We start from the raw sequence: 20,419 nt of genomic DNA, 5'->3' as shown, positions 1-20,419 counted from the left end.
GTAGCCGAAGTCTAAAATCTAAAATTGGCACGGTCAAGGGAACACTGAAAACTGTAAACTGTATAAGGCTAGGCAGGGATCGCTATAACCTTACATTAAACTGGTTTTTGAAAAACACTTTATTTGAGATTTCCCTATGGATGCTAGGGCACTTTGGCAACGATACCAAAACTGGTTATATTTCCACGAGGGATTGGGGCTGTACTTAGACGTGAGTCGGATACGGTTCGATGATGCCTTTGTGGAATCGTTGCAGCCGAAGTTTGACAAGGCGTTTGCGGATATGGCTGAACTAGAGAAGGGTGCGATCGCAAATCCCGACGAGAACCGCATGGTTGGACACTACTGGCTGCGAAATCCTGATTTAGCGCCAGCTCCAGAACTTACACAAGAAATAGTCCAAACCCTAGAACTAATCGAAGCCTTTGCGGAAAAAGTCCAAACAGGTGCTATTCATCCTCCCAGAGCAAGCCGCTTCACGGATATTATCTCCATCGGCATTGGTGGTTCCGCTCTCGGCCCCCAATTCGTCGCGGAAGCTCTCGCTCCTGATTTCCCACCCCTGAAACTTCACTTTATCGATAACAACGATCCCGCAGGTATCGATCGCGTTATCAATCATCTCCGAAATAGCCTCGCCAGCACTTTGGTTTTGGTAATCTCCAAATCTGGGGGAACGCCGGAACCTCGCAACGGCATGATTGAAGTTAAAAAAGCCTACGCCGGACACAATTTGGAATTTGCCCAATATGCGGTAGCAATTACCAGCGTTGATAGCAACCTCGATAAACTAGCCAAAGATGAAGGCTGGCTGGCGAGATTTCCGATGTATGACTGGGTAGGCGGACGCACCTCAGAAATGTCTGCTGTGGGGCTAGTACCAGCCGCATTACAAGGCATTGATGTTCGCGCCATCCTAGATGGTGCCAAAGAGATGGATGACGCTACCCGCGTCCCAGATGTGAAAAATAACCCAGCAGCCTTGCTTGCTTTGTCTTGGTACTTTGCAGGTAACGGAAAGGGCGAAAAAGATATGGTTGTTCTACCTTACAAGGACAGCTTATTTTTATTCAGTCGCTATTTGCAACAGCTGGTGATGGAATCCTTAGGTAAGGAAAAAGACTTAGACGGCAACGTTGTCCATCAAGGTATCGCCGTTTACGGTAACAAAGGCTCAACAGATCAACACGCTTATGTCCAGCAGTTACGCGAGGGTGTAGCGAATTTCTTTGCTACCTTCATCGAAGTGTTGGAAGATCGTCAAGGCCCATCCACTGAAATAGATCCAGGAGTTACATCAGGCGATTATCTTTCCGGTTTTCTCCAAGGAACCCGACAAGCGCTTTATGAAAATCACCGCGATTCAATTACAGTCACGATTCCCCAAGTTAATCCCCGAATTGTAGGGGCATTAATTGCTTTGTACGAACGTGCTGTTGGTTTATATGCTAGTTTGGTCAACGTCAACGCCTACCATCAACCAGGTGTAGAAGCTGGCAAAAAAGCTGCCGCCTCCATTCTCGATTTACAAACACGAGTAGTAGCAGTGCTACAAAAAGAAAAAACTCCCCTTACTCTTGACGAACTCGCCGAGAAGGCAGGCGCATCAGACCAAGTTGAGGCAATTTACAAGATTTTGCGTCACATCCATGCCAATCAGCGGGGTGTAGTTTTACAAGGCGATCTTCAGAAACCCGGTAGTTTGACCGTTTCTGCTAGCTGATAGCTCTAATCTAAATCTCAGATTTTGTCCAGAATTGTTGAGACAACAGTTTTTTATTGTGAAGCATCCTAAATAGAAGATATATCTTCTGTCTAGGATGCTTCACTGTATAATTCGTAATTCGTAATTCGTAATTTGTAATTCGTAGTTAAGTTTTATCACTCAATACCGTTTCGTCTAAGTATTGCTTTCTTCTCTTCCTTTGCCTAACTACGAATTATTTTAATTATGAATTGCCATCAGGCGTTGATTAAAGTAACTCTTGGGTAAAAAACAGCGATCGGGTAAAAAAGGATTGTTGAGATTTTGACATAAGAAAGTGCTGGGTTTATCTCGATGACAAAATGGTGGCACAATTCCCCAGTGTTCTGCTAGCCAAATCCAGTATCCTGTCTCAATTCTGCCGTAGCTTGATACCGTGAGAATCTCTCCAACGCTGTTGTTAATAGATACTAAATCTGACGATGATTTGATTTCAATTAACAACCAAGCTAACTCATCTACAGAAAAGTAATAGCCATTTTCGGCAGCGATGTCGATGAACTGCTGCGGATCTTTAGCTATTAGCAATTCTTCTTTGAGAGATGGCGTTTTTTGTGCAAAATCAAAAAGATCCCAAATCTGTCTTCTCGTAACTAGAAACCAGGCAAGTTCTTCTGCGGTCAAATTGTAACCGTTTTCTGTTGCTAACTTGAGAAACGGCTCAAGGCTATCAGTTTCTGCTAGTTGACTTTTTAACTGGAAAGTTTGCTCTACTAATGACAAGAAATCAATAATTTTTTGCCATGTAACTTTGTCAAAGTTTTTGTTAACTTTTATTTTTTCTTTCCAATAAATGTATTTATCTTCTTTAAGAAAGAAATTCCAAATTTGATAATACATGGGTCATTTTGCCTAAGTTTTCAACTTGTTAGGGATTTGTGATTAATGAACACCAGTGTAGTAAGTATAATGTGTTTCTTCGACAGTACTAAACTCTTATATCATGTAAATGAAGTTACACAGTGGCTAAGTATGAAGTTTCTGTAAAGTTTATCACCATGAATAATATATACTGAGAAAAAGATGAAAGATTGCGATAGTTGCAGTGGGCTACGATTACGCTCATTATTGATTATCATAAAATAGAATTAAGTCAATAGATAGTATTAATTATTCATGAATGAATCAACTGCACAAAACCTGCACTTCAGTTATTTTTAAACGAACCGCAAAGTACGCGAAGAGCGCGAAGCTAAGAAAAGAGATATATTTTACTATTTTTAGTTAATAGGTAAATCGCGGAGAAAGTAAAAGCGATCGCCTTTATCTTTCTGTAAAATAAAGTTAAGACAGGATTAACAAATAGGGTTAATTATTATGACCGAATCAACTGCAAAACAACCTGCACGTCGAGGTAGAATCTTTCCAGAACGCACTTTACCACCAGAAGAGCTTGCTAGACGCAAAGCTGAAGATGAAGTATTTTATCATCGCTGTCGGGAAATTTTTGACCGTGTACGTCCCGATTTTATTCAGGAACACTATGGTTGGTATATTGCTGTGGAGCCAAATAGTGGAGATTATTTGATTGATGTGGATAAAATGCAAGCTCATAAAAAAGCCCTTGAAAAATACCCAAATACTGACCACTGTGTTTTTTGTCTCAATGAAACTGGAACAACTGGTACAATATGATTCAGGGTAAATTCGGGGAAAAAGGGCAACTATTTTTTGAAATTGAGTTAATAGCTTATGATGGATTAAATTTGCCTGTGGATGCCATGTTAGATACCGGTTTCACAGGCTTTTTGGCTATTAACAAACAAGATTTAGATAGCCTGGACTGGGCTTATATTGGTAAGGAAACTTTGCGAACTGCACAGGGTGAAACCTTATTTAAAATCTATTCAGGTAAGTTGATATTAAATGAACAAGAGTATGAAATTCCTATTTATGCAGGGGATGAAATTACTGAAGTTTTGTTAGGTTCAGATGCGAGAAAAACTGCGTAAAGCGATTGCTCAATCACCCACAAAGTAAAAGCGATACCTACGGCTGGCTACGCCTACACACTTCAGTTATTTTTAAACGAACCGCCAAGACGCAGAGAACGCAGAGAGAAGAAAAGAGATATATTGTACTATCTTTAGTTAACGAGTAAATCGCGGAGAAAGTAAAAGCGATCGCTCTTCCAATCACTACCTTTAATTCGTCCCAAATATCCTGTTAATGGTGAAGAAAGTTCAATCAGAATTTCGTGCATTTCTGGTGTTTTTATTGGCTGTGGCGGATTTGAGCCAAAATACGCACCATGTAGAGATTCAACACCAGCAGATTCTATACCTGAGTTTTCTAAATAGTTTTTGACAAGCTGGATAATGTGCGATCGCAACCTTATAGATTGTTCAACTTTATCAATATAAGTATTAATTTTATCTTCAGCTAAACCAAAAGGAGCTTGTTGCAAACACTCTTTTAGTTCTAACAAGTTAATAGAGTTTTTGTAGTGTGCTTGCAATTCAACTAGTTTTTGTAGTGTTTCAGGACGAATTACATTCATTTGATTATTTCTAGTAGTTAGGAGGGCATCAGGAGTTAATTCACCAGCAGCCACAATTATCTTGAGGCAACTATCATATTTTTCTTGAAGATGATTTTTGCCTAATTGTATTAATTGTCCCGGTGTTTTACTGGGAACATTTTCACTTTTGGTAGCTTTACATTCTCCTACTACTGGATAAGGATACTCACAATAAAAATCTACACCTCCAGCGCCTCCTAATTTGTCAGGGTCTAGGTTTGCTTTAGAATTAGTGTTAGAACAAGAAAATCCTAGTTTTATCAAACTTCTACGAACTAGTCTCTCAAATTCATTACCATCACTAGAATTTCCTACATTAGCAATCTTCTTAATCCAGACTAAATCTGAATCAAATTTTTGATTAGAGTGATTACTACTCCAACCTAAGAATACTTTGATATCGTCGTCTAATTGTTTCGCTGCTGGTTGGCTAATGGTTAGCGGTGCGATCGCACTCTGCAATTCTTCTAATTCAGGATGCAGCGCGGGTTCTAGCTTTTCTAATTGGCGTTTGCGTTGGGCAAAGGTGCGATCGTTTAATACTGGCTTTTCTTCAGAAACATTGAGAGACTGTGGTAATGAAATAAACAGACTATTCGATTTGATCGCAACTTCAATTGATTTAGGCAACTGATATACTCGCAGATATGCGAGAAAAATATTATGTCTTTGCGTTAATATTTCCTGTAAACCTTTTTTTGTCCAAATAGTTAGGTGTGATAAAGCAACTAAAGATTCAGCATTGTTTATAATTTGGCACAGTTCGCAGTTCGCCCAGGCTTTAACTAAGACTGTTTCATAAGCTAAAAGGGATAGTTTTAACTGTTCCTCATCTGAAAGCAAGCTCATTTGCTGAGGCTGTATTAAAACACCCTGACTATTTAGTTGTGCGAATGTACTTTGGGCAATAGGTAAGAAATTTGAGCGATAGTACTGTTCAACTGGTAGTAAATTAATTGACGCATCTGCTGGACAAAGGGCAAATTCTCGCCCCGGAGTAATAAATTTATTAGGCATTACTGCAATTATTCTTCCTTGCAACAACGCCTCAATTTCTGGTGCTGGTAAACGTAAAGCTGTATTAATCATTATTCCTAGAATAAGTCATCTGAGGCAGCACTTACTACATTTGCAGCTTCTGTTAAGGTGATATTACCACTTTCATTTTCTTCATCAATTGCATCTTCAGGAACTTGTCCTGATGGATCGCTGAGAATTTCACATATAAGATAATTATCAATTGCTATCCGCTTTTTCCGAATAAAATCAATAATTTGGTCTTCGCTTAACTCATCATTCTCACGACCTTTCATGACAAAATGTAATGCTAAAAGTGGTTTTATGTCTTCAGGTTTTAATAATACCCATTCACCACCTAATTCAGCTGACAAAAGCTCACTTAAATACTCTTGCGCTCTAGCAGCACCTTTATTAATTTGTTTAGATCGAACTAAACAACCACGAGTTAAATCAAAATCTTTGTAGCGAGTTAACCGTTTCAATGTAGCTTGCACAAACAAGCCCCCAGACTCTTGCAGAACAGCTACGGCAATTTTGACATCTTTACCGTTTTCCTTGCCAACAATTTTAAAATCAAGATATCCTCTATCAACAGCTTTTACTTGAACATCGACAACTTTTTCAATTTGTACATTCTCTATAGTTTCACCAATGACTGCACTAAATCCTAATCGGAGTGCTTGAGCAAGAGTTGCTTTCTCTTCCATGTAATCTTGTATGGTAGTTTCTAAAGCCGATATTTGTTGATTATAAGCAGGTTCTACAGGGTGTATATCTAAGCCTATTCCTCCGCTATCACCAGGAAGTTTAAAATTGTCAGCACACCATTTCAAAACTTTTCTAACTATTGGCCTTTCTTTACCTAAAGCTCTTAGCTTCTGTTCATCAAATGGGTAAAGTTCATGAGGAGGTGTTAACCCATTTTCTTGATAAAACTCTTCAAGCCATCGAGAAACTAAATTAATAACATCATCAGAATTGAGATACTTCAGTTCAATAACTTGCTCTCCAATTCTATCTACAACTGAATCAGCATTTCCTAATCTTTTAACTTCATTGATCCACTGATCAGGAAAAATAGAAGTTAGTAAAACGCCACGTTTAATTTTGTCGCATAAGTCTTTAGCAAAAATGGCAGTTACTTGTCGTCCAGTATATCCTATTTCATTACAGTGGTCAGTTTCCATTTCATCAAAACAAACTACTATTGGTTTGTAATCACCAATTAAGTTGAGGATTTGCCGTGCCGTAGTGAAGGATTCAGCCTCTTTATCATCTGCACTAACATTAGCTAAACCCATTGCATCTGCTTTGACCTGTGGTAGGCTGTTACCAGCAAGCCATCTAATAGCAAAAATTTCATAAGCTGGATCAGGACATAGTGTCCATAAAATCGCTGTGATAATATCAGGATTCTCTAGATCAGGCTTGATACTAAGCACCTTATCTCGTAAAACTTCAACCACCTTGGGATTTTTGACTAATGCCCCAGGAAATTGATTTATTAGCTGTTGGGCTGTATAGTTTTTGTTGAAAGCTTCATTAATTAAAGCTGTTGCTAAGTACTGCCATTGACTAACATCTTGACTACCTATTTGTTTAAGACTATTGGCTAGAGTAGTTAAGAATTCTGCTTTGATCCGGTTTAGGTTATTGCACTGACTCATGTAAACAAATAAAGCGCTCCCATCAACTTGTAACTGATGGCGAATTCTTCCGATAACATGGCTTTTTCCTAAACCTCTTTCTGCTGTAATTGTAATACCAACTACTTTCCTTTGTCCGCTACGAACTTTTTCAACCGCGTCATAAATAGCATCAGAAGCATGAGAATTTAAAGATGGTACATCAGGAAAACCTTGTCCCCAAACATTCTGATCTCTAACTACTAAGCGTCCCTGAAATGGGTTGTTTTTGCTGATAACATTAATTAAATCGTTAGACATAGATTTGAACTAGTTGTGTATGAGGGCTAGGAGAGAATTAGCAAAAATTACGAAAATTGGTGGATTAGTTTAAGAGTTTGGCATAGCAACGGAGTCCGCTGACTTCAGTAGTTACTGAGTCTTCAAGTTTGGCTGGGTCGTTATCTGGTAAACTTCCACCTTGAAGTTGTAAAATATCTTTCTCCTGCATTTCCAGCAACCACTCACTGAACTCTGTACGACTAACCCGATCGCCTATTTCTCTCCTGATGCGATAAATTGGCACAAGATCATCTAGGTTGTAGTTTTGGTTCAACTTGTCGTAGACTTCCAACGCCACTGACTTAAACTCGTCGTAAGATGCGATCGCACCCTTTCCATTAACTGGTACATCTGCACCAACTACCGCAACATCAATCTGACTAATCCACCGCAACAACGCATTCGCCGCCCAAGTTCCAACAATCGTCCCTTCAAACTTAAAATCGCTACTTCTCAAACCCTCACGCAATACCTCTAAACCCTTGCCAGATGTCAGAGAATATCCCTTTTTGGAAATTGCGATCGCACCCTCTTTCTGTAATTCCTCGAATATGCCCTGATAATCTGCTACCTTCTGGCTTTTGGATACAATTCGCTTGGTAAGCTGACCTTTCTTAACTTCCTGCTGCGTTCCTCCCAAATCCCACAAAGCCAAAAGAAGACGAGTACTAGTATTTTTTGATGTCATATTGAGTATATTTTTTGACAAAAAGCATCATAGTAGCTGTATCTTTCTAAGTTATTTATGCAGAAAAAATAACCGAGAAATTGCTGAAGATTTTGGCGTTTTAGCTAAATAGACTCATCAAAAATCAACAATATATTTCCTTGGGATGAATGCAGTTTCTCTCAAAGGCGGGATGGAATGCTTGAGAAAATCGACGATCATCATAGAGAAACGCTCTAGCTGTGCAGTTGTAAATTGAGTGGTATATGTTTTTTCAATTCCCAGCGAAATAACAAGAATTCCAACTTTGTTTTTGCAACAGCAAGACTTTTAGCAAATACAGGTGAGAACGAAATCCAATGAACACAATATATAAAGAACGTAAAATAGTTTCGCGTCTATTTGCAGTGCTGCTTTCGGCATTGCTAATGGTGCCCTTGCTGAGTAGCTGCGGAGGCGGTTCCCAAAAAGCTAATGTGCCACCACCAGTAGATGACACCATTGGTAGAACAGTGAGCGATCGCACAAACCAACCCGAAGCCAAGAAAGGATTGGGTACAGGGCAGAAAGTAGCGCTTTTGGCAGGAGCAGCTGGACTTTATTACCTCTACAACCAGCATAAAAATGCTTCACAAGAAGGAGCGCAAGGTAAATACTATCTTTCCAAGAATGGGCGTGTATACTACCGTGATGCTGAAAAACGCGCTCATTGGGTAACGCCACCAGCAGAAGGAATTCGAGTACCAGAATCTGAAGCACAAAAGTATCGGGAATTCCAAGGCTATAACCGGAGTACCACAGGTCGCGATCTCACTGGTATAACTTCATCCGCAGCTCCGGCACTCTAGATCAGCGAAGCGTGTGTAAAGAAGAAAGCGGGTTTCCCGGAGGATAACGCCGATCGCGCACGTCGGAAACACGAACTTAAATCAGGAGACAGATTATGGTAGATGAATTTTTCCGAAAGGCGAAAGATTTGCTTTTGGGGTCGAACAGCGATCAAGCTGAAGAAGATGCCAAATTGCGCGATCGCAATGTACGTCCAGCCAGCGAAGATCCCTACGGCGACCCCGCAGACCCGGCATCTTACAGCAATGTTCGCCCAGCCAGCGAAGATCCCTACGGCGACCCCGCAGACCCGGCATCTTACAGCAATGTTCGCCCAGCCAGCGAAGACCCTTACGGCGACCCCGCAGACACAGGGGAGTTTGGTGATGTCCGTCCAGCCAGCGAAGACCCCTACGGCGACCCCGCAGATCAGGATTCTCGCCGCTAACGCCAAACCAATCTGATGATATTGGTTTTTATAGGGTGATGAATTTTGGAATAACAAATAAGGCAGCGGGTTTTAATCCCGCTGCCTTTTATTTTTGCTGCTATTTCTACAAATCACGAATTATTTCTTGCGATCGCTCAATATCTTGATGCACAGATTGAGCCGAAGTATGCAAAGCCTCTCTTTCTTCATCAGTAAGTCGTAAGGGCACAGCATTGCTCATAGGTGTCAACTTAAGCTGGAAATAGCTTATCTGTTGGCTTCCATGCCCGCCCGGAAATAAATGAGTAATGAGTAATAAGTAATACTCATTACTCATTATTTATTACTTATTACTTCAAAAATAAATTTCCGGTCTAATAGCTTAAGTGTACTGAAGTAGACTGGAGATTTTTGGCGATATTTAGTCATCTTCAGATGACTTTAGCTATGAGACGGGAATTGAAATTCCCGGCGGACAAGCGGTTTCGCGTTAAGTTGACACCAATGGCATCTTGCCCGCCCAGCTTATGCAATCTAAATATGCAACAGCTTATTACCTTTAAATCGGTTTGAGAGAAAGTTGCATACGGTGTCAAATCTTCTGAAATTTGGCTCTTGTTAAAATCGAGTTGTATATCTTCAGTGGAAAAAGCTTTTTATGTCAATGATGACAATCAGAGATTTAGAGCAAGTTCAAACCGCTTTTACCGAAGCAGGTTTAGATTACCAGCTGGAACTCGAAAATGGGATAATTTCAATTATGGGCCCATCAGATATTGTATCCAGCGAAATCAGTAGTCGTCTCATCGCCTTTCTCTTTGCTTGGATAAATCCTCGTCGCTGGGGAAGAGTATTTGATTCTGCTGGCGGTTTCATCATGCCAGATACAAACCTCAAAGCACCCGATGTTTCCTTTGTTCGCGCTTCCCGACTTCTCCAAAGTCCTCGTTACTTTGGCGAACTTGTCCCGGACTTGGTGGTAGAAATTAAATCTCAGAGCGATAAAATTAAACTCATAGCAGCCAAAATTCTGAAATTTATAGAACTAGGAGCGATCGTCGGGATTCTGATTGATCCTGATGAAGAGACAGTTACAATTTATCGCTCTACAGGCGAACCGACAGTTTTAGAAAATGGCGAAATTTTAACCATACCAGAGCTTTTTCCCGGTTGGAAATTGCCCGTTACTGAATTGTGGCCTCCTATCTTTACCGAGGAAGAAACACAAATTTAGTGAAGAACTTTGGTAGCTACTTGCTAAAGAATTTTAAGTTAATTTTGTTGGATGAATCAGCATCCGGGGCGAATCAGAACTTTATTTTTTAATCTTCGTTATTTTCTGCAAAATTGACTTGCTCATAAAGGTCGCGCAATTCAATTTTAAAATCAACCGTTTGCAGTGATAAAGTTGCAGATTCATGTTCAATTTCAGTGAATGACCATTGACTTTCCGCAGTTTTTACATACTGCATCACATGATACTGATATTGGTCAATTAAAATATATTCCTTGAATTCTGGAATAGAACGATAATAAAGAAACTTATCGCCTTGGTCATAATTTTTAGTCGATTTAGATAAAACTTCAGCAATTAACATCGGGTTCATAACCGTTGTTGTGCTGGTTCCTGTATAAATGGGTTGTCCCTCAATCACCATCACATCAGGATATGTATGCTGCCGATAACGGGGTATCCATAAACGTACATCACCAATATAAACATCATAATTTTTACGCCTTAAAGCAATTTTTAAGGATGCAGCTAAATTCAAAGCAATTTTATTATGATTTGTAGTGCCACCGGTCATCGGTACAATTTCTCCATCACGGTATTCGCTTTTATATTCCGCTTTTTCTTCAATTTCTAAATACTCTTCAGGTGTGTAATATAATTTTTTGGTTTCTAACTGCATAAAAATACAACCTATGATTGTGGTGCGATTTGCTCATCTTTCACATCTATGTTGTACGCCAATAAATCCCATTTTCTCGCTGCATTAACTGGCAAGCAATCAACTCTCGTCGCAGGGTGGCGCAGTCAATATGGTAGCGTTTGAGAATATCATTTACCAAACGTTCAGGATAGTTGACTCCTACATCAAACTGGTTTGCTAACCACTTAAGAATAACTAGACGCTTTTTGCGACTAGCAGGAATTTCTTTGAGGCGATTGTCCTCGAAATAGTTTTTTAACACTTTGCTTTCCCAAGCTTCAGTATCTACATCCCCAATCAAGGATGCTATTTTCTCAGGTGTAAAAATTTCCTTGCTAATGCTTTGCAAAGCCTCGCTATCCAATTGATATAGACGGCTATTACCTTCAGGGCGCATTGTTACCAAATTTAGCTCTTTAAGTTTAGCTAAATGATGAGATACCGTCGGTTCCTTGAGTTGCAGTAGCACCGCTAATTCTTCGACGCTGCACTCCTGATTCGCTAGGATACCTACAATCTTCAATCGGCTATCATCCGCTAATGCCTTGAAAAAGCGCAGTAATATGTTAAATTGCTCTGGTTGCATAACTAACTTCTAATTAGATATCTATCTAATTAGAAGTATATCTAATTTAAAACTGGTTGGCTCAAAACCCCAACTTCTCACTAAAAGTCGGGGTTCTTGTTGTTTAATTTAACTAAACTGTTCCTCTGCATCGAGGTTGAACAGCATTTGCAGAGTTTGCATACAGCGCCGTCTAGCTTCCACATCTTGCTGCGATCGCAATTGCACCATCGGGTCATGTAAAATTTTATTGACAATTCCCCGTGTTAATGCCTCAATCACTTCTTGATGTTTTTCGGCGAATTCCGAACCCAATCTCGACAAAGCTTTTTCTAATTCTTGTTCGCGGATGGTTTCGACTTTATTTCGCAGACAGCTAATAGTGCTAACAGTTTCTAAACTGCGCCACCAAATATCAAAGGCTTCTACTTCTTCCTCTAAAAGTTTCTCAGCTTCTTGTGCAATCTTCCGACGGCTTTCGTAGTTTTGCGCTACTACTGCCTTCAAATCATCCACATTAAACGCCTGTACGTTTTCTAATTCATTTACATCCACATGAACATTGCGCGGCACAGAAATATCAAATAACATCAGAGAGCGCTGAACTTCTAAAACCATTTCCAATTTGGCGCGGTCAAGTATTGGCTCTGTTGCCGAAGTACTGGTAAACACCAAATCACTATCGGCAATTACTGCCATCATTTCCGATAGCGGGTGAATTTGGATCGGTTGTTGAGGGAACTGCTTGGCTAATTCTTGGGCGCGATCGCGAGAGCGATTTACAATACTAATTTCCACAGCACCTTTAGAAATGAGGTGTTGCACCAGCAGCCGCGACATTTTACCAGCACCCAAAATTACCACTCGGCAAGCTGCTAAATTTGCTACTTTAATCTGTGCTAACTCCACAGCTGCCGAACTGATAGAGACAGCACCAGTACCAATACTAGTTTCAGTGCGAACCCGCTTACCAGCTGTCAACGCTTGTTTAAATAATCGATTCAAAATGGTTTTTATACCACTATATTGCTGTCCCAGTTTGTGAGTAGTCTTCACCTGAGCCAGAATTTGACCTTCTCCGAGTACCAGACTATCTAAACCACCTGCTACGCGCATAACGTGCATCACGGCATCATCATGGAGCAGCATAAATAAGTGTTGTCGTAGAGAAAGCACGGGTAATTTACTGAATTCTGCAAGAAACTGCGTTACTTCTCGGATACCTTGGTCTGCTTCACTGGTGACAATGTAAATTTCCAGGCGGTTACAAGTGCTAAGAATTGCAACTTCGTCTATATGGGGATAGCTGGCCAACTGAGCGATCGCACTTTCAATTTGTGATTCTGGAATGCTCAGTTTTTCCCGGACTTCTACTGGGGCTGTTTTATGGCTTAACCCCACCACTGCTATATTCATTTGCTAAATTGTAGTTACTAGTTGGTAGTTGGCAATCTGGCATTAAGTGAGAATAGGGAATGGGGAATTTTTGTTTATTGGCTGATAGTTTTCCAACCAATCATTAATCACTAACTACTAACTACTAACTACTGTAAAGGTAAAGCTTTTTGGTGATGATTTTTCCGTTTTATAGAAACATTTCTTTCCAAATGCTTTACCTCTACTTTTACCATTCCCCATTCCCTAGAAATTAGTTCAGTTGGAGAACTTTTGGTTCACCAAACAAGTGAATTGTATCAACAAATCGAGCAGTTTTCGACTGGTTGGAAATTACCAAGCTTTGAGTTCTTGCCCCGTCTTTGAAGAAACGTACACCTTGCATGAGATTACCACTGGTAATGCCGCTAGCCGCGAACAGAATAGTTTTACCAGATGCTAGTTCATGAGCATCATAGACCTTATCGGGGTCATTGATATTCATAGACTTTAAGCGATCGATGTTGGCTTCTCTGCTTTCTCCAATCAGACCTGTTTTGACTATAGCTGGATCGTAGATCAGTTGACCTTGGAAGTGTCCACCCAAAGCACGCATTGCTGCTGCTGAGATTACGCCTTCAGGAGCAGCACCGATACCCATCAGAGCGTGGATATTGGTTCCAGCAAAACCGCAGCTTATAGCTGCACCCACATCACCGTCTGAAATTAGGGCGACTCTCGCTCCAGCTTCACGGATTTCCTTAATTAAATCGTTGTGGCGTTCGCGCTTCATTACTACCACAACAAGTTCTTCAATACTCCGGTCTAAAACCTCAGAGAGAATCTTCAGGTTTTCCGTGGCTGACTTGTTGATATCTACTTTGCCCTTAGCTGCGGGAGGTGCTGCTAACTTCTTCATGTAAAAGTCAGGAGCAGCAAATAATCCACCCTTTTCAGAAATTGCCAAGACAGCCATCGAACCAGGTTGTCCATAAGCTACCAAGTTGGTACCTTCACAGGGGTCAACGGCGATATCAATTTCAATTAATTCATCAGGGTTACAGACACTTTCGGCATTTGGTTGGGTACAGATACCAACTTCTTCGCCGATGTATAGCATCGGCGCGTCGTCACGTTCGCCTTCCCCGATCACGATGCGACCGCGCATGTGGATTTTATTCATCCGCTCCCGCATCGCTTCCACAGCTACCTGGTCAGCGATATTTTTTTCGCCTTTACCCATCCACTTTGCGGATGCGATCGCGGCTTGCTCTACTACTTCAATAATCTCTAACCCAAGTGTATTTTCCACAGAGTTTGCCCTCTCAGCTGCTTGAATTTGCGTCGTTTCATCTGCCTATTTCAGTTTTCAAGTCTACCAAAGGGCGGATACACGTGGAAGAAAGTTAAGTTTTACTGCTAACTCGTTAGAAAATTGCCAGTTAACACATCCTGGTTTTTTACTCATAATTACTCCAGTATAAAACCTGTTCACAAGTAACTCAGTTAAAAACTGGCACAAATAAGTAGCAGTGTATATCTAGAACATTGCTGTTCTTCAGTATCTATCTTTAGGTATAAAATAATAAACAAAAAAGCTGGTAAATTCACTAAAAACTAAAGAACGAGGCGCAGAGTAAATAACTTGTCAAATTCAGAGGTAAATCGTGTTTATCGACTACATCACCCTCATGTTAATCAACATGGTAGCTGGGTTATTTCTCCTGGCTGACTATGTGTATCGTGGTATAGATAGTTCTAATCAAAGACCGTGGATTCCAGGATTTGGAATTACGGGTGCGATCGCACTCACAACTGGTTTGCACATGAGCTTCACCTGGCCAGTAATGGGTAGCTTTAATATTGCCTTCGGTGAGACGAGTGTCTTATTTGGAATCTTGTTTGTGGCGGCTGCGATCGCCCTGGCTCAAAATTGGGATTTATTGACAATAGCAATTTATGGCTTCTTTGCTGGTGCAGTTGCGATCGTAGTCGGCATCCGCATCATCAACTTGAATTTGACAAAGCAACCGCTTTTATCGGGAATCGGCTTTATTTTAACTGGATTAGGTGGTATTTTTGCAGCGCCAACTCTTTATTGGAAAACTAACCGAACTTGGCGGCTAATAGGCGTAGCAGTGCTGATAGTAGCCGCTCTAATTTGGGCATTGACTGGATATTTGGCTTACTGGAATCATTTAGAGGGTTTCCAAAAGTGGGTTCCAGCGCCGATGCGGTAAGCAATGTTCTAGGCTAGAGACATAGTTAAAACCTTGTTTAAGAGCAATATGCTGGACTTTCTTAATCCCTTATTAAATCGCCATCCAGAGCGAGTCAAAGCCAACGTCGAACTTTACACCTGGCAAACTTGTCCTTACTGCATTCGTGCCAAAATACTGCTGTGGTGGAAAGGTGTAAATTTCACTGAATACAAAATCGACGGCGACGCAGCAGCCAGAGCAAAAATGGCAGAACGCGCCAACGGTCGCCGTACAGTACCACAAATTTTTATCAATAACCAGCATATTGGCGGCTGCGATGACCTATATCAGTTAGACACACAAAGTCAACTCGATCCCCTTTTAGCCCAAGCCGCTATTTAGACGCGATAAATCGCCATCAAACGGCGATGAATCGCGTCTCTGATTATTGTAGAGACGGCGATTCATCGCGTCTCTTCCCTTAACCGAACAGTATTAATGATTTAGATAAAAGTCAGAATATTAAGTTGCACATCATGCATTGATAAGAAGATGCTAACTAAGTATACAGAATATCTTATACATCAACAATGGATGAGTTACGCCCTAGAATTAGCAAAAACAGCAGGTGATGCAGGTGAAATCCCTGTAGGTGCTGTTATCATTGATTCAACAGGCAAATTGCTAGCACAAGGAGAAAACAGAAAAGAGCGCGACAAAAACCCTACTGCTCATGCGGAAATTCTCGCTATCAAGACAGCCGCAACAACTTTACAAAATTGGCATCTCAATGAATGCACTCTGTATGTAACTCTCGAACCTTGCCCGATGTGTGCAGGTGCGATCGTCCAATCACGACTAGGAATACTGGTATATGGAGTAGACGATACAAAAACTGGCGCAATTCGTACAGTTATTAACATCCCCGATAGTGCTGCTTCTAATCACCGTCTCCAAGTAATCGGAGGCATTCTAGAGTCAGCTTGTCGTCAGCAATTACAGACTTGGTTTGCTACTAAGCGGCGTAAGGTCAACTAACAGACAGAGGTAAAACTGTCCATCTACTACGACACAAGTCACACAAGAGAATCTACGGTGTAACTAATCACGCCTTTCGTTAAATTTTTACCCGTCAATCAGCTGCATCCGTCATGATGGAATTTTACTCTTCATCCGATACCTGCCAGCACACCCCAGCAAATCCTCAGGTAGATAGCACTACCTCAAGGGTTTCTCCTTGGTTAAGTCCCCTGGCATATTTATTAGGGCGTCACTGCCTATTACCATTATTCTTTGGACAAATTAGAATAACCGGACAAAAAAATATCCCCACAACCGGGCCTGTGATCCTTGCGCCTACACATCGGGCGCGTTGGGATGCCTTGCTTGTACCCTACGCTACCGCTTGTCTAAGAAAGCAAGACTTGCGATTTATGGTGACTATTGACGAATGCCAAGGTTTGCAAGGCTGGTTTGTTCGACGTTTAGGGGGATTTCCTGTAAATTCTAAGCATCCGTCAATCCGCACGCTGCGACATGGAGTAGAGCTACTTCAGCAGCAAAAAACTCTGGTAATCTTTCCAGAAGGTAACATTTTTCGTGATGGTCAAGTTCACCAGTTGAAGCCGGGAATTGCTCGTCTTGCTTTGAGTGCTGAATCTAGTCATTCCGGGTTGGGAGTGAAAATTATACCCATAGGCATTAATTACAGCCAACCTTATCCCAATTGGGGTACAGATGTGAGTATTGACATTGGCTCCCCAATTAGAGTCGCGGATTACATGAATGGCTGTATAAAACAAGAGGCAAAAAACATCACAACTGATTTAGCAAAGGCACTGCAACAATTGAGCCATCAAGAAACAAAAGTTACTAACCACGCATTTGCAGAAATTACTAATTCTTGATACGGTCAAACCTCATAATCATTGACCGTGCATAATTCAGAAACTTCACCTTTTCAATATTTGACACTAATTGCTAACTGCTATATTCATCCTGAGCAAGTCACAAAAGATTAGTGGTATTTTGCAACCTTTGAGGATGTATATATATAAATTACCTTCTATTGATGATATATTCAGCCAAATTGGCATTTTTTTGAGCCAACAGCTAATTCATTGGCTGCAAACTACTGAATTGCTTGATGATAAATATTTTCACTATTTGGTCAGACAGTTAAATAAAAGTTGGGAAGTGCCGACTGAAGACATCGCTATTCTGAACTAGTTTTGTGCGATGCCTACGCAAATACTTTAAGGTGATTTACAAGAATAAATATACCGATGCCGTTGGTTTCGACTTCGCTCAACCAACTGATAGATCGAGAGTTGAGCGAAGTCGAAACTCGCCAACACTGGTATTTTCTTTGTCGGAAATTACCTAAGCAGTGCTTTGGGAAAATTCTCCTGCCAAATATCCCAGTTAACCTGAGATAATTATTGGGGAGAAAAGTAGGTACTCAGACAGATGGTGACACACTCTCCCGTAGGTATCACTTATCACAGCAATATAAGTTAGTTGGTATACAGGGGTAATGGGAACTCTATTAAACTGATTTTTAGTCTAAATCAGAGATACTTAGGATGTAACTTTGCTTTGTCCAAGACCAAAACAGAGTTAAGATACCCGAAGTTTCCATAACTCTCTTGTATAGTTGTCGCACTAATTGATCCCATGAACACTGCTGTCGCTGTTACCTTGATGCACCGTACTGTTTTATCAGTTATAGCAGTCCTCAGCCTGCTATCACCTGTGAATGCTCAGGTACCACAGTTACCAGGCACTACCAGCCAACCACAACCCATTGACCCCAACGATCCTAATAATCTCCGCCCCATAACCGAAAGTAACAGCCTTTTGAGCATTGCAGGTGGCGATCGCTTAGTAAAAGATGCAGAACAAGCCGTTTCTGCTCAAAACTACCCCTTAGCTGCCAAGAAACTGCAAGAAGCACGTCAAGTTTATAATCAGCTATCTAATTTTTATCAAGAGTTAAATTCTAGCTTTTCGGGAATTGACAACAGAGTTTCTGATTCTCAGCGTCAAAAAGCTCTATTAACAGCCCAAAAGCGAGATGAAGCCACTTTTCAGCTAGCATTGGTACATCGGGCACAAAATCAGCCAGAATTAGCTGTACCGTTGTTAGTTCAAATAATTAAGAGTCAAAACCCGACACGGGATTTAGGCAAGAAAGCCTATAAACAGTTATTTGAGTTGGGTTTTGTTGATTCTCCCTATCCCAGAGAAGGTGGTAATTCATCCTCTTCATCCCCAAAAAAATAAATTAAATTTTTGTTGCCTCTTTTTGCATACCCACATTTCCCTAACCAGTCGCTTGGGAACGCCCCAGTGCTAGGATAGAGCTGTCCGCCGTAACCAAAACCTGAGCGTTCTCAAGCAATACACCTCAGAAGTGCGTGTGTCTACAGCCTTGTCAAAGCCTGAAGTTGGCAAAGGCATTTGCTCTATATCTGTTAATAATAGAAAAGTAAGTTTTTTCAGGAATTGCGATGATTAGTCCGCAACAGGTTGAGGAAATGATCAAGGCGGGACTGCCAGACGCACAGGTTCAGGTGCAAGACTTGACTGGTGGCGGCGACCACTATCAGGTGACAGTAGTTTCATCGCACTTTGCAGGTAAAGGACTAGTGCAACAGCACCAGTTAGTTTATGGTGCGTTGGGTCAAGCTATGTCAACTGAAGCGATTCATGCCTTGGCAGTGAAAACATACACTCCCGAAGCTTGGCAAGCAACAGCAAGTTCCTAAAGTTAGGAGTTAGAAGTTAGAAGTTAAGAGTTATGAATTATAAATTTTTAACTCCTCACTCTTCACTCCTCACTCTATTAATGCAACATAGGAAACATAAATACCATGACACCAGAACTCAAAGACAAAATTGATAGCTTGCTACAAGAAAACAAGATTTTAGTTTTCATGAAGGGAAACAAGTTAATGCCTCAATGTGGTTTCTCTAACAACGTTGTGCAGATTCTCAATACCTTGGGAGTTCCCTTTGAGACGGTTGACGTTCTCTCAGACCCTGAAATTCGTCAAGGTATTAAAGAATACTCTAGCTGGCCGACAATTCCCCAAGTATATATCAATGGTGAATTCCTTGGCGGTTCTGATATCTTGATTGAACTGTACCAAAAAGGTGAATTGCAAGAAAAGGTAGAAGTAGCATTAGCTTCGTAATCTCTCTTTACCCAAACCAAAGGGTATGCTGCTGAATTTGCACTTCGCAATCAAGGCAATGTGCCATTTTTAATATCCTTGAAAGGAGAGATACTATTTCTTTCCCCTTTCAAGGGTTTTTTAATCGGTTTCTGACAAAAATACTCTTTGTTGGACTTGATTTTATTGCTAGACAACAATCCCCTCAGTCTAATTGGCAAAACCAATCTAGGGCTGAGGGGATGCGTTTAATCAATACAATATCTCCAAAATTTCACACCACGACAACCCGTTGACCAATACAGATAATATGCTATAATTATCTGCGGTAATTAACGGTTACTATCAATGACCAGGCAAATGGTAATTAGTAGTAATCGGGCTGTGGCTGTGGTTGCGGCACTGCAAAGTTTGAGCCATCGTACAAGAAGCGGCTGGCTTCCTCTTCTAGGCGATGAATCAAAAAAGGTTCAATGACGTTGCTATGTCGCAGTGCGGCTAGATATCCATCCAAATACATCCGCATATCATCCGTGCGATAACCGCGATTCCATAGCTCGATGAAGGCATCGGTGAGTCTTTGGTAATAGCGGATGGTTTGTGTGTCTTGGAGCATAACTGCTGTATTAATCTCTTTGGAATGAGAATTGTAAATGATTCACGCTAAAAAGTGAAGTGTAATTTCACTTTGGCATAAACTCAAAGTCAACACATCTACTTTGGGTATTACCCTCATAGCAGCTACAAGCTACTTTAATCTTATTCCAGAAAACATCGATTCTAGTTAGCTGCTAAGTTATTTTTTTGATTTTCACAATCACAGCCCAATTGTATTGATGTTATATTCCTGGATGGGAGTACTAAATTTTGGCGAAAAAATCCACTTTTGCCATCAGGTTTAATCAGGTTGAAAAGCTGTTGTTGTTAGCTGGTTGGGTTATAGATGTTTGCCACATTAACACCCATCTC

At 40.8% G+C, this 20,419-nt stretch carries 24 protein-coding genes; 14 read left to right on the top strand and 10 right to left on the bottom strand.

Features of this window, described 5'->3' with window-relative positions; genetic code table 11:
- Positions 1–136: 136 nt before the first annotated feature.
- Complete coding sequence (locus V7K61_RS02560) at positions 137–1,723, top strand: glucose-6-phosphate isomerase (protein ID WP_335050647.1); 1,587 nt, start codon at positions 137–139, stop codon at positions 1,721–1,723.
- Positions 1,724–1,945: 222 nt separating this feature from the next.
- Here V7K61_RS02560 and V7K61_RS02555 read toward each other — a convergent pair whose 3' ends face one another.
- Positions 1,946–2,605 (bottom strand): Nif11-like leader peptide family natural product precursor, encoded by a 660-nt coding sequence (locus V7K61_RS02555; protein ID WP_335050645.1) that lies wholly within the window; start codon positions 2,603–2,605, stop codon positions 1,946–1,948.
- A gap of 477 nt (positions 2,606–3,082) precedes the next feature.
- On the opposite strand from V7K61_RS02555, the gene V7K61_RS02550 reads away from it, so the two are divergent.
- Both V7K61_RS02550 and V7K61_RS02545 read left to right on the top strand, forming a co-directional pair.
- On the top strand, positions 3,083–3,400 hold the full coding sequence (locus tag V7K61_RS02550) for a hypothetical protein (protein ID WP_335050643.1): 318 nt from the start codon (positions 3,083–3,085) through the stop codon (positions 3,398–3,400).
- A complete protein-coding gene (locus V7K61_RS02545) occupies positions 3,397–3,717 on the top strand; it encodes an aspartyl protease (protein ID WP_335050641.1) in 321 nt (106 codons plus the stop codon). The genes V7K61_RS02550 and V7K61_RS02545 overlap by 4 nt, the downstream gene beginning before the upstream one ends.
- A gap of 134 nt (positions 3,718–3,851) precedes the next feature.
- Here the strand turns inward: V7K61_RS02545 and V7K61_RS02540 are convergent, their stop codons facing one another.
- From V7K61_RS02540 to V7K61_RS02530, 3 genes are all read right to left on the bottom strand, one after another.
- A complete protein-coding gene (locus tag V7K61_RS02540) occupies positions 3,852–5,375 on the bottom strand; it encodes a DUF1802 family protein (protein WP_335050639.1) in 1,524 nt (507 codons plus the stop codon).
- Between the two features lie 5 nt (positions 5,376–5,380).
- Positions 5,381–7,252 carry a hypothetical protein gene (locus V7K61_RS02535; protein ID WP_099102923.1) on the bottom strand — a complete coding sequence of 624 codons (1,872 nt, stop codon included), beginning with the start codon at positions 7,250–7,252 and terminating at the stop codon, positions 5,381–5,383.
- 64 nt (positions 7,253–7,316) lie between these two features.
- Positions 7,317–7,961, bottom strand: coding sequence for a hypothetical protein (locus tag V7K61_RS02530; protein ID WP_335050636.1), 645 nt, complete (start codon positions 7,959–7,961; stop codon positions 7,317–7,319).
- Positions 7,962–8,299: 338 nt separating this feature from the next.
- Here V7K61_RS02530 and V7K61_RS02525 point away from each other — a divergent pair, with 338 nt between their 5' ends.
- Positions 8,300–8,788: a hypothetical protein gene (locus V7K61_RS02525; RefSeq protein ID WP_335050634.1), complete on the top strand. Its 489-nt coding sequence runs from the start codon at positions 8,300–8,302 to the stop codon at positions 8,786–8,788.
- Between the two features lie 95 nt (positions 8,789–8,883).
- Complete coding sequence (locus V7K61_RS02520; protein WP_335050632.1) at positions 8,884–9,216, top strand: translation initiation factor; 333 nt, start codon at positions 8,884–8,886, stop codon at positions 9,214–9,216.
- A 106-nt stretch (positions 9,217–9,322) separates the two neighbouring features.
- Here the strand turns inward: V7K61_RS02520 and V7K61_RS02515 are convergent, their stop codons facing one another.
- On the bottom strand, positions 9,323–9,535 hold the full coding sequence (locus V7K61_RS02515; RefSeq protein ID WP_335050630.1) for a hypothetical protein: 213 nt from the start codon (positions 9,533–9,535) through the stop codon (positions 9,323–9,325).
- A gap of 321 nt (positions 9,536–9,856) precedes the next feature.
- On the opposite strand from V7K61_RS02515, the gene V7K61_RS02510 reads away from it, so the two are divergent.
- Positions 9,857–10,432, top strand: coding sequence for a Uma2 family endonuclease (locus tag V7K61_RS02510; RefSeq protein WP_335050628.1), 576 nt, complete (start codon positions 9,857–9,859; stop codon positions 10,430–10,432).
- An 88-nt stretch (positions 10,433–10,520) separates the two neighbouring features.
- On the opposite strand, the gene V7K61_RS02505 is transcribed toward V7K61_RS02510, so the two are convergent.
- From V7K61_RS02505 to glpX, 4 genes are all read right to left on the bottom strand, one after another.
- Positions 10,521–11,111 carry a Uma2 family endonuclease gene (locus V7K61_RS02505; RefSeq protein WP_335050626.1) on the bottom strand — a complete coding sequence of 197 codons (591 nt, stop codon included), beginning with the start codon at positions 11,109–11,111 and terminating at the stop codon, positions 10,521–10,523.
- Between the two features lie 46 nt (positions 11,112–11,157).
- Entirely contained in the window at positions 11,158–11,718 is a 561-nt protein-coding gene (locus tag V7K61_RS02500) for a DUF2087 domain-containing protein (protein ID WP_335050623.1), read from the bottom strand.
- A 108-nt stretch (positions 11,719–11,826) separates the two neighbouring features.
- Positions 11,827–13,113 (bottom strand): glutamyl-tRNA reductase, encoded by a 1,287-nt coding sequence (locus tag V7K61_RS02495; protein ID WP_335050621.1) that lies wholly within the window; start codon positions 13,111–13,113, stop codon positions 11,827–11,829.
- A gap of 232 nt (positions 13,114–13,345) precedes the next feature.
- Complete coding sequence (gene glpX / locus V7K61_RS02490; protein ID WP_334766671.1) at positions 13,346–14,383, bottom strand: class II fructose-bisphosphatase; 1,038 nt, start codon at positions 14,381–14,383, stop codon at positions 13,346–13,348.
- A gap of 355 nt (positions 14,384–14,738) precedes the next feature.
- Between glpX and V7K61_RS02485 the strand changes: the two genes are divergently transcribed.
- From V7K61_RS02485 to grxD, 8 genes are all read left to right on the top strand, one after another.
- The gene (locus tag V7K61_RS02485; protein ID WP_335050619.1) at positions 14,739–15,311 is read left to right on the top strand and encodes a DUF981 family protein; all 573 of its coding nucleotides are present in this window, start codon (positions 14,739–14,741) and stop codon (positions 15,309–15,311) included.
- Positions 15,312–15,359: 48 nt separating this feature from the next.
- Positions 15,360–15,674 carry a glutaredoxin 3 gene (grxC, locus tag V7K61_RS02480; RefSeq protein ID WP_094349514.1) on the top strand — a complete coding sequence of 105 codons (315 nt, stop codon included), beginning with the start codon at positions 15,360–15,362 and terminating at the stop codon, positions 15,672–15,674.
- Between the two features lie 150 nt (positions 15,675–15,824).
- Positions 15,825–16,310: a tRNA adenosine(34) deaminase TadA gene (gene tadA, locus V7K61_RS02475; RefSeq protein WP_335050617.1), complete on the top strand. Its 486-nt coding sequence runs from the start codon at positions 15,825–15,827 to the stop codon at positions 16,308–16,310.
- Positions 16,311–16,423: 113 nt separating this feature from the next.
- Positions 16,424–17,179, top strand: coding sequence for a lysophospholipid acyltransferase family protein (locus V7K61_RS02470; RefSeq protein ID WP_335050615.1), 756 nt, complete (start codon positions 16,424–16,426; stop codon positions 17,177–17,179).
- A gap of 136 nt (positions 17,180–17,315) precedes the next feature.
- Positions 17,316–17,501, top strand: coding sequence for a hypothetical protein (locus V7K61_RS02465; protein WP_335050613.1), 186 nt, complete (start codon positions 17,316–17,318; stop codon positions 17,499–17,501).
- 447 nt (positions 17,502–17,948) lie between these two features.
- A complete protein-coding gene (locus V7K61_RS02460; RefSeq protein ID WP_335050611.1) occupies positions 17,949–18,557 on the top strand; it encodes a hypothetical protein in 609 nt (202 codons plus the stop codon).
- Positions 18,558–18,784: 227 nt separating this feature from the next.
- On the top strand, positions 18,785–19,042 hold the full coding sequence (locus tag V7K61_RS02455) for a BolA family protein (RefSeq protein ID WP_289795312.1): 258 nt from the start codon (positions 18,785–18,787) through the stop codon (positions 19,040–19,042).
- Positions 19,043–19,147: 105 nt separating this feature from the next.
- Entirely contained in the window at positions 19,148–19,471 is a 324-nt protein-coding gene (gene grxD / locus V7K61_RS02450; RefSeq protein WP_094349509.1) for a Grx4 family monothiol glutaredoxin, read from the top strand.
- A 346-nt stretch (positions 19,472–19,817) separates the two neighbouring features.
- On the opposite strand, the gene V7K61_RS02445 is transcribed toward grxD, so the two are convergent.
- Complete coding sequence (locus V7K61_RS02445) at positions 19,818–20,066, bottom strand: DUF6761 family protein (protein WP_099102685.1); 249 nt, start codon at positions 20,064–20,066, stop codon at positions 19,818–19,820.
- Positions 20,067–20,419 lie beyond the last annotated feature (353 nt).

Source organism: Nostoc sp. (genome assembly GCF_036918015.1).
GTDB lineage: Bacteria > Cyanobacteriota > Cyanobacteriia > Cyanobacteriales > Nostocaceae > Nostoc.
Note: the sequence above shows the minus strand (reverse complement) of the source record. Positions and strands in the feature narration are given on the sequence as shown.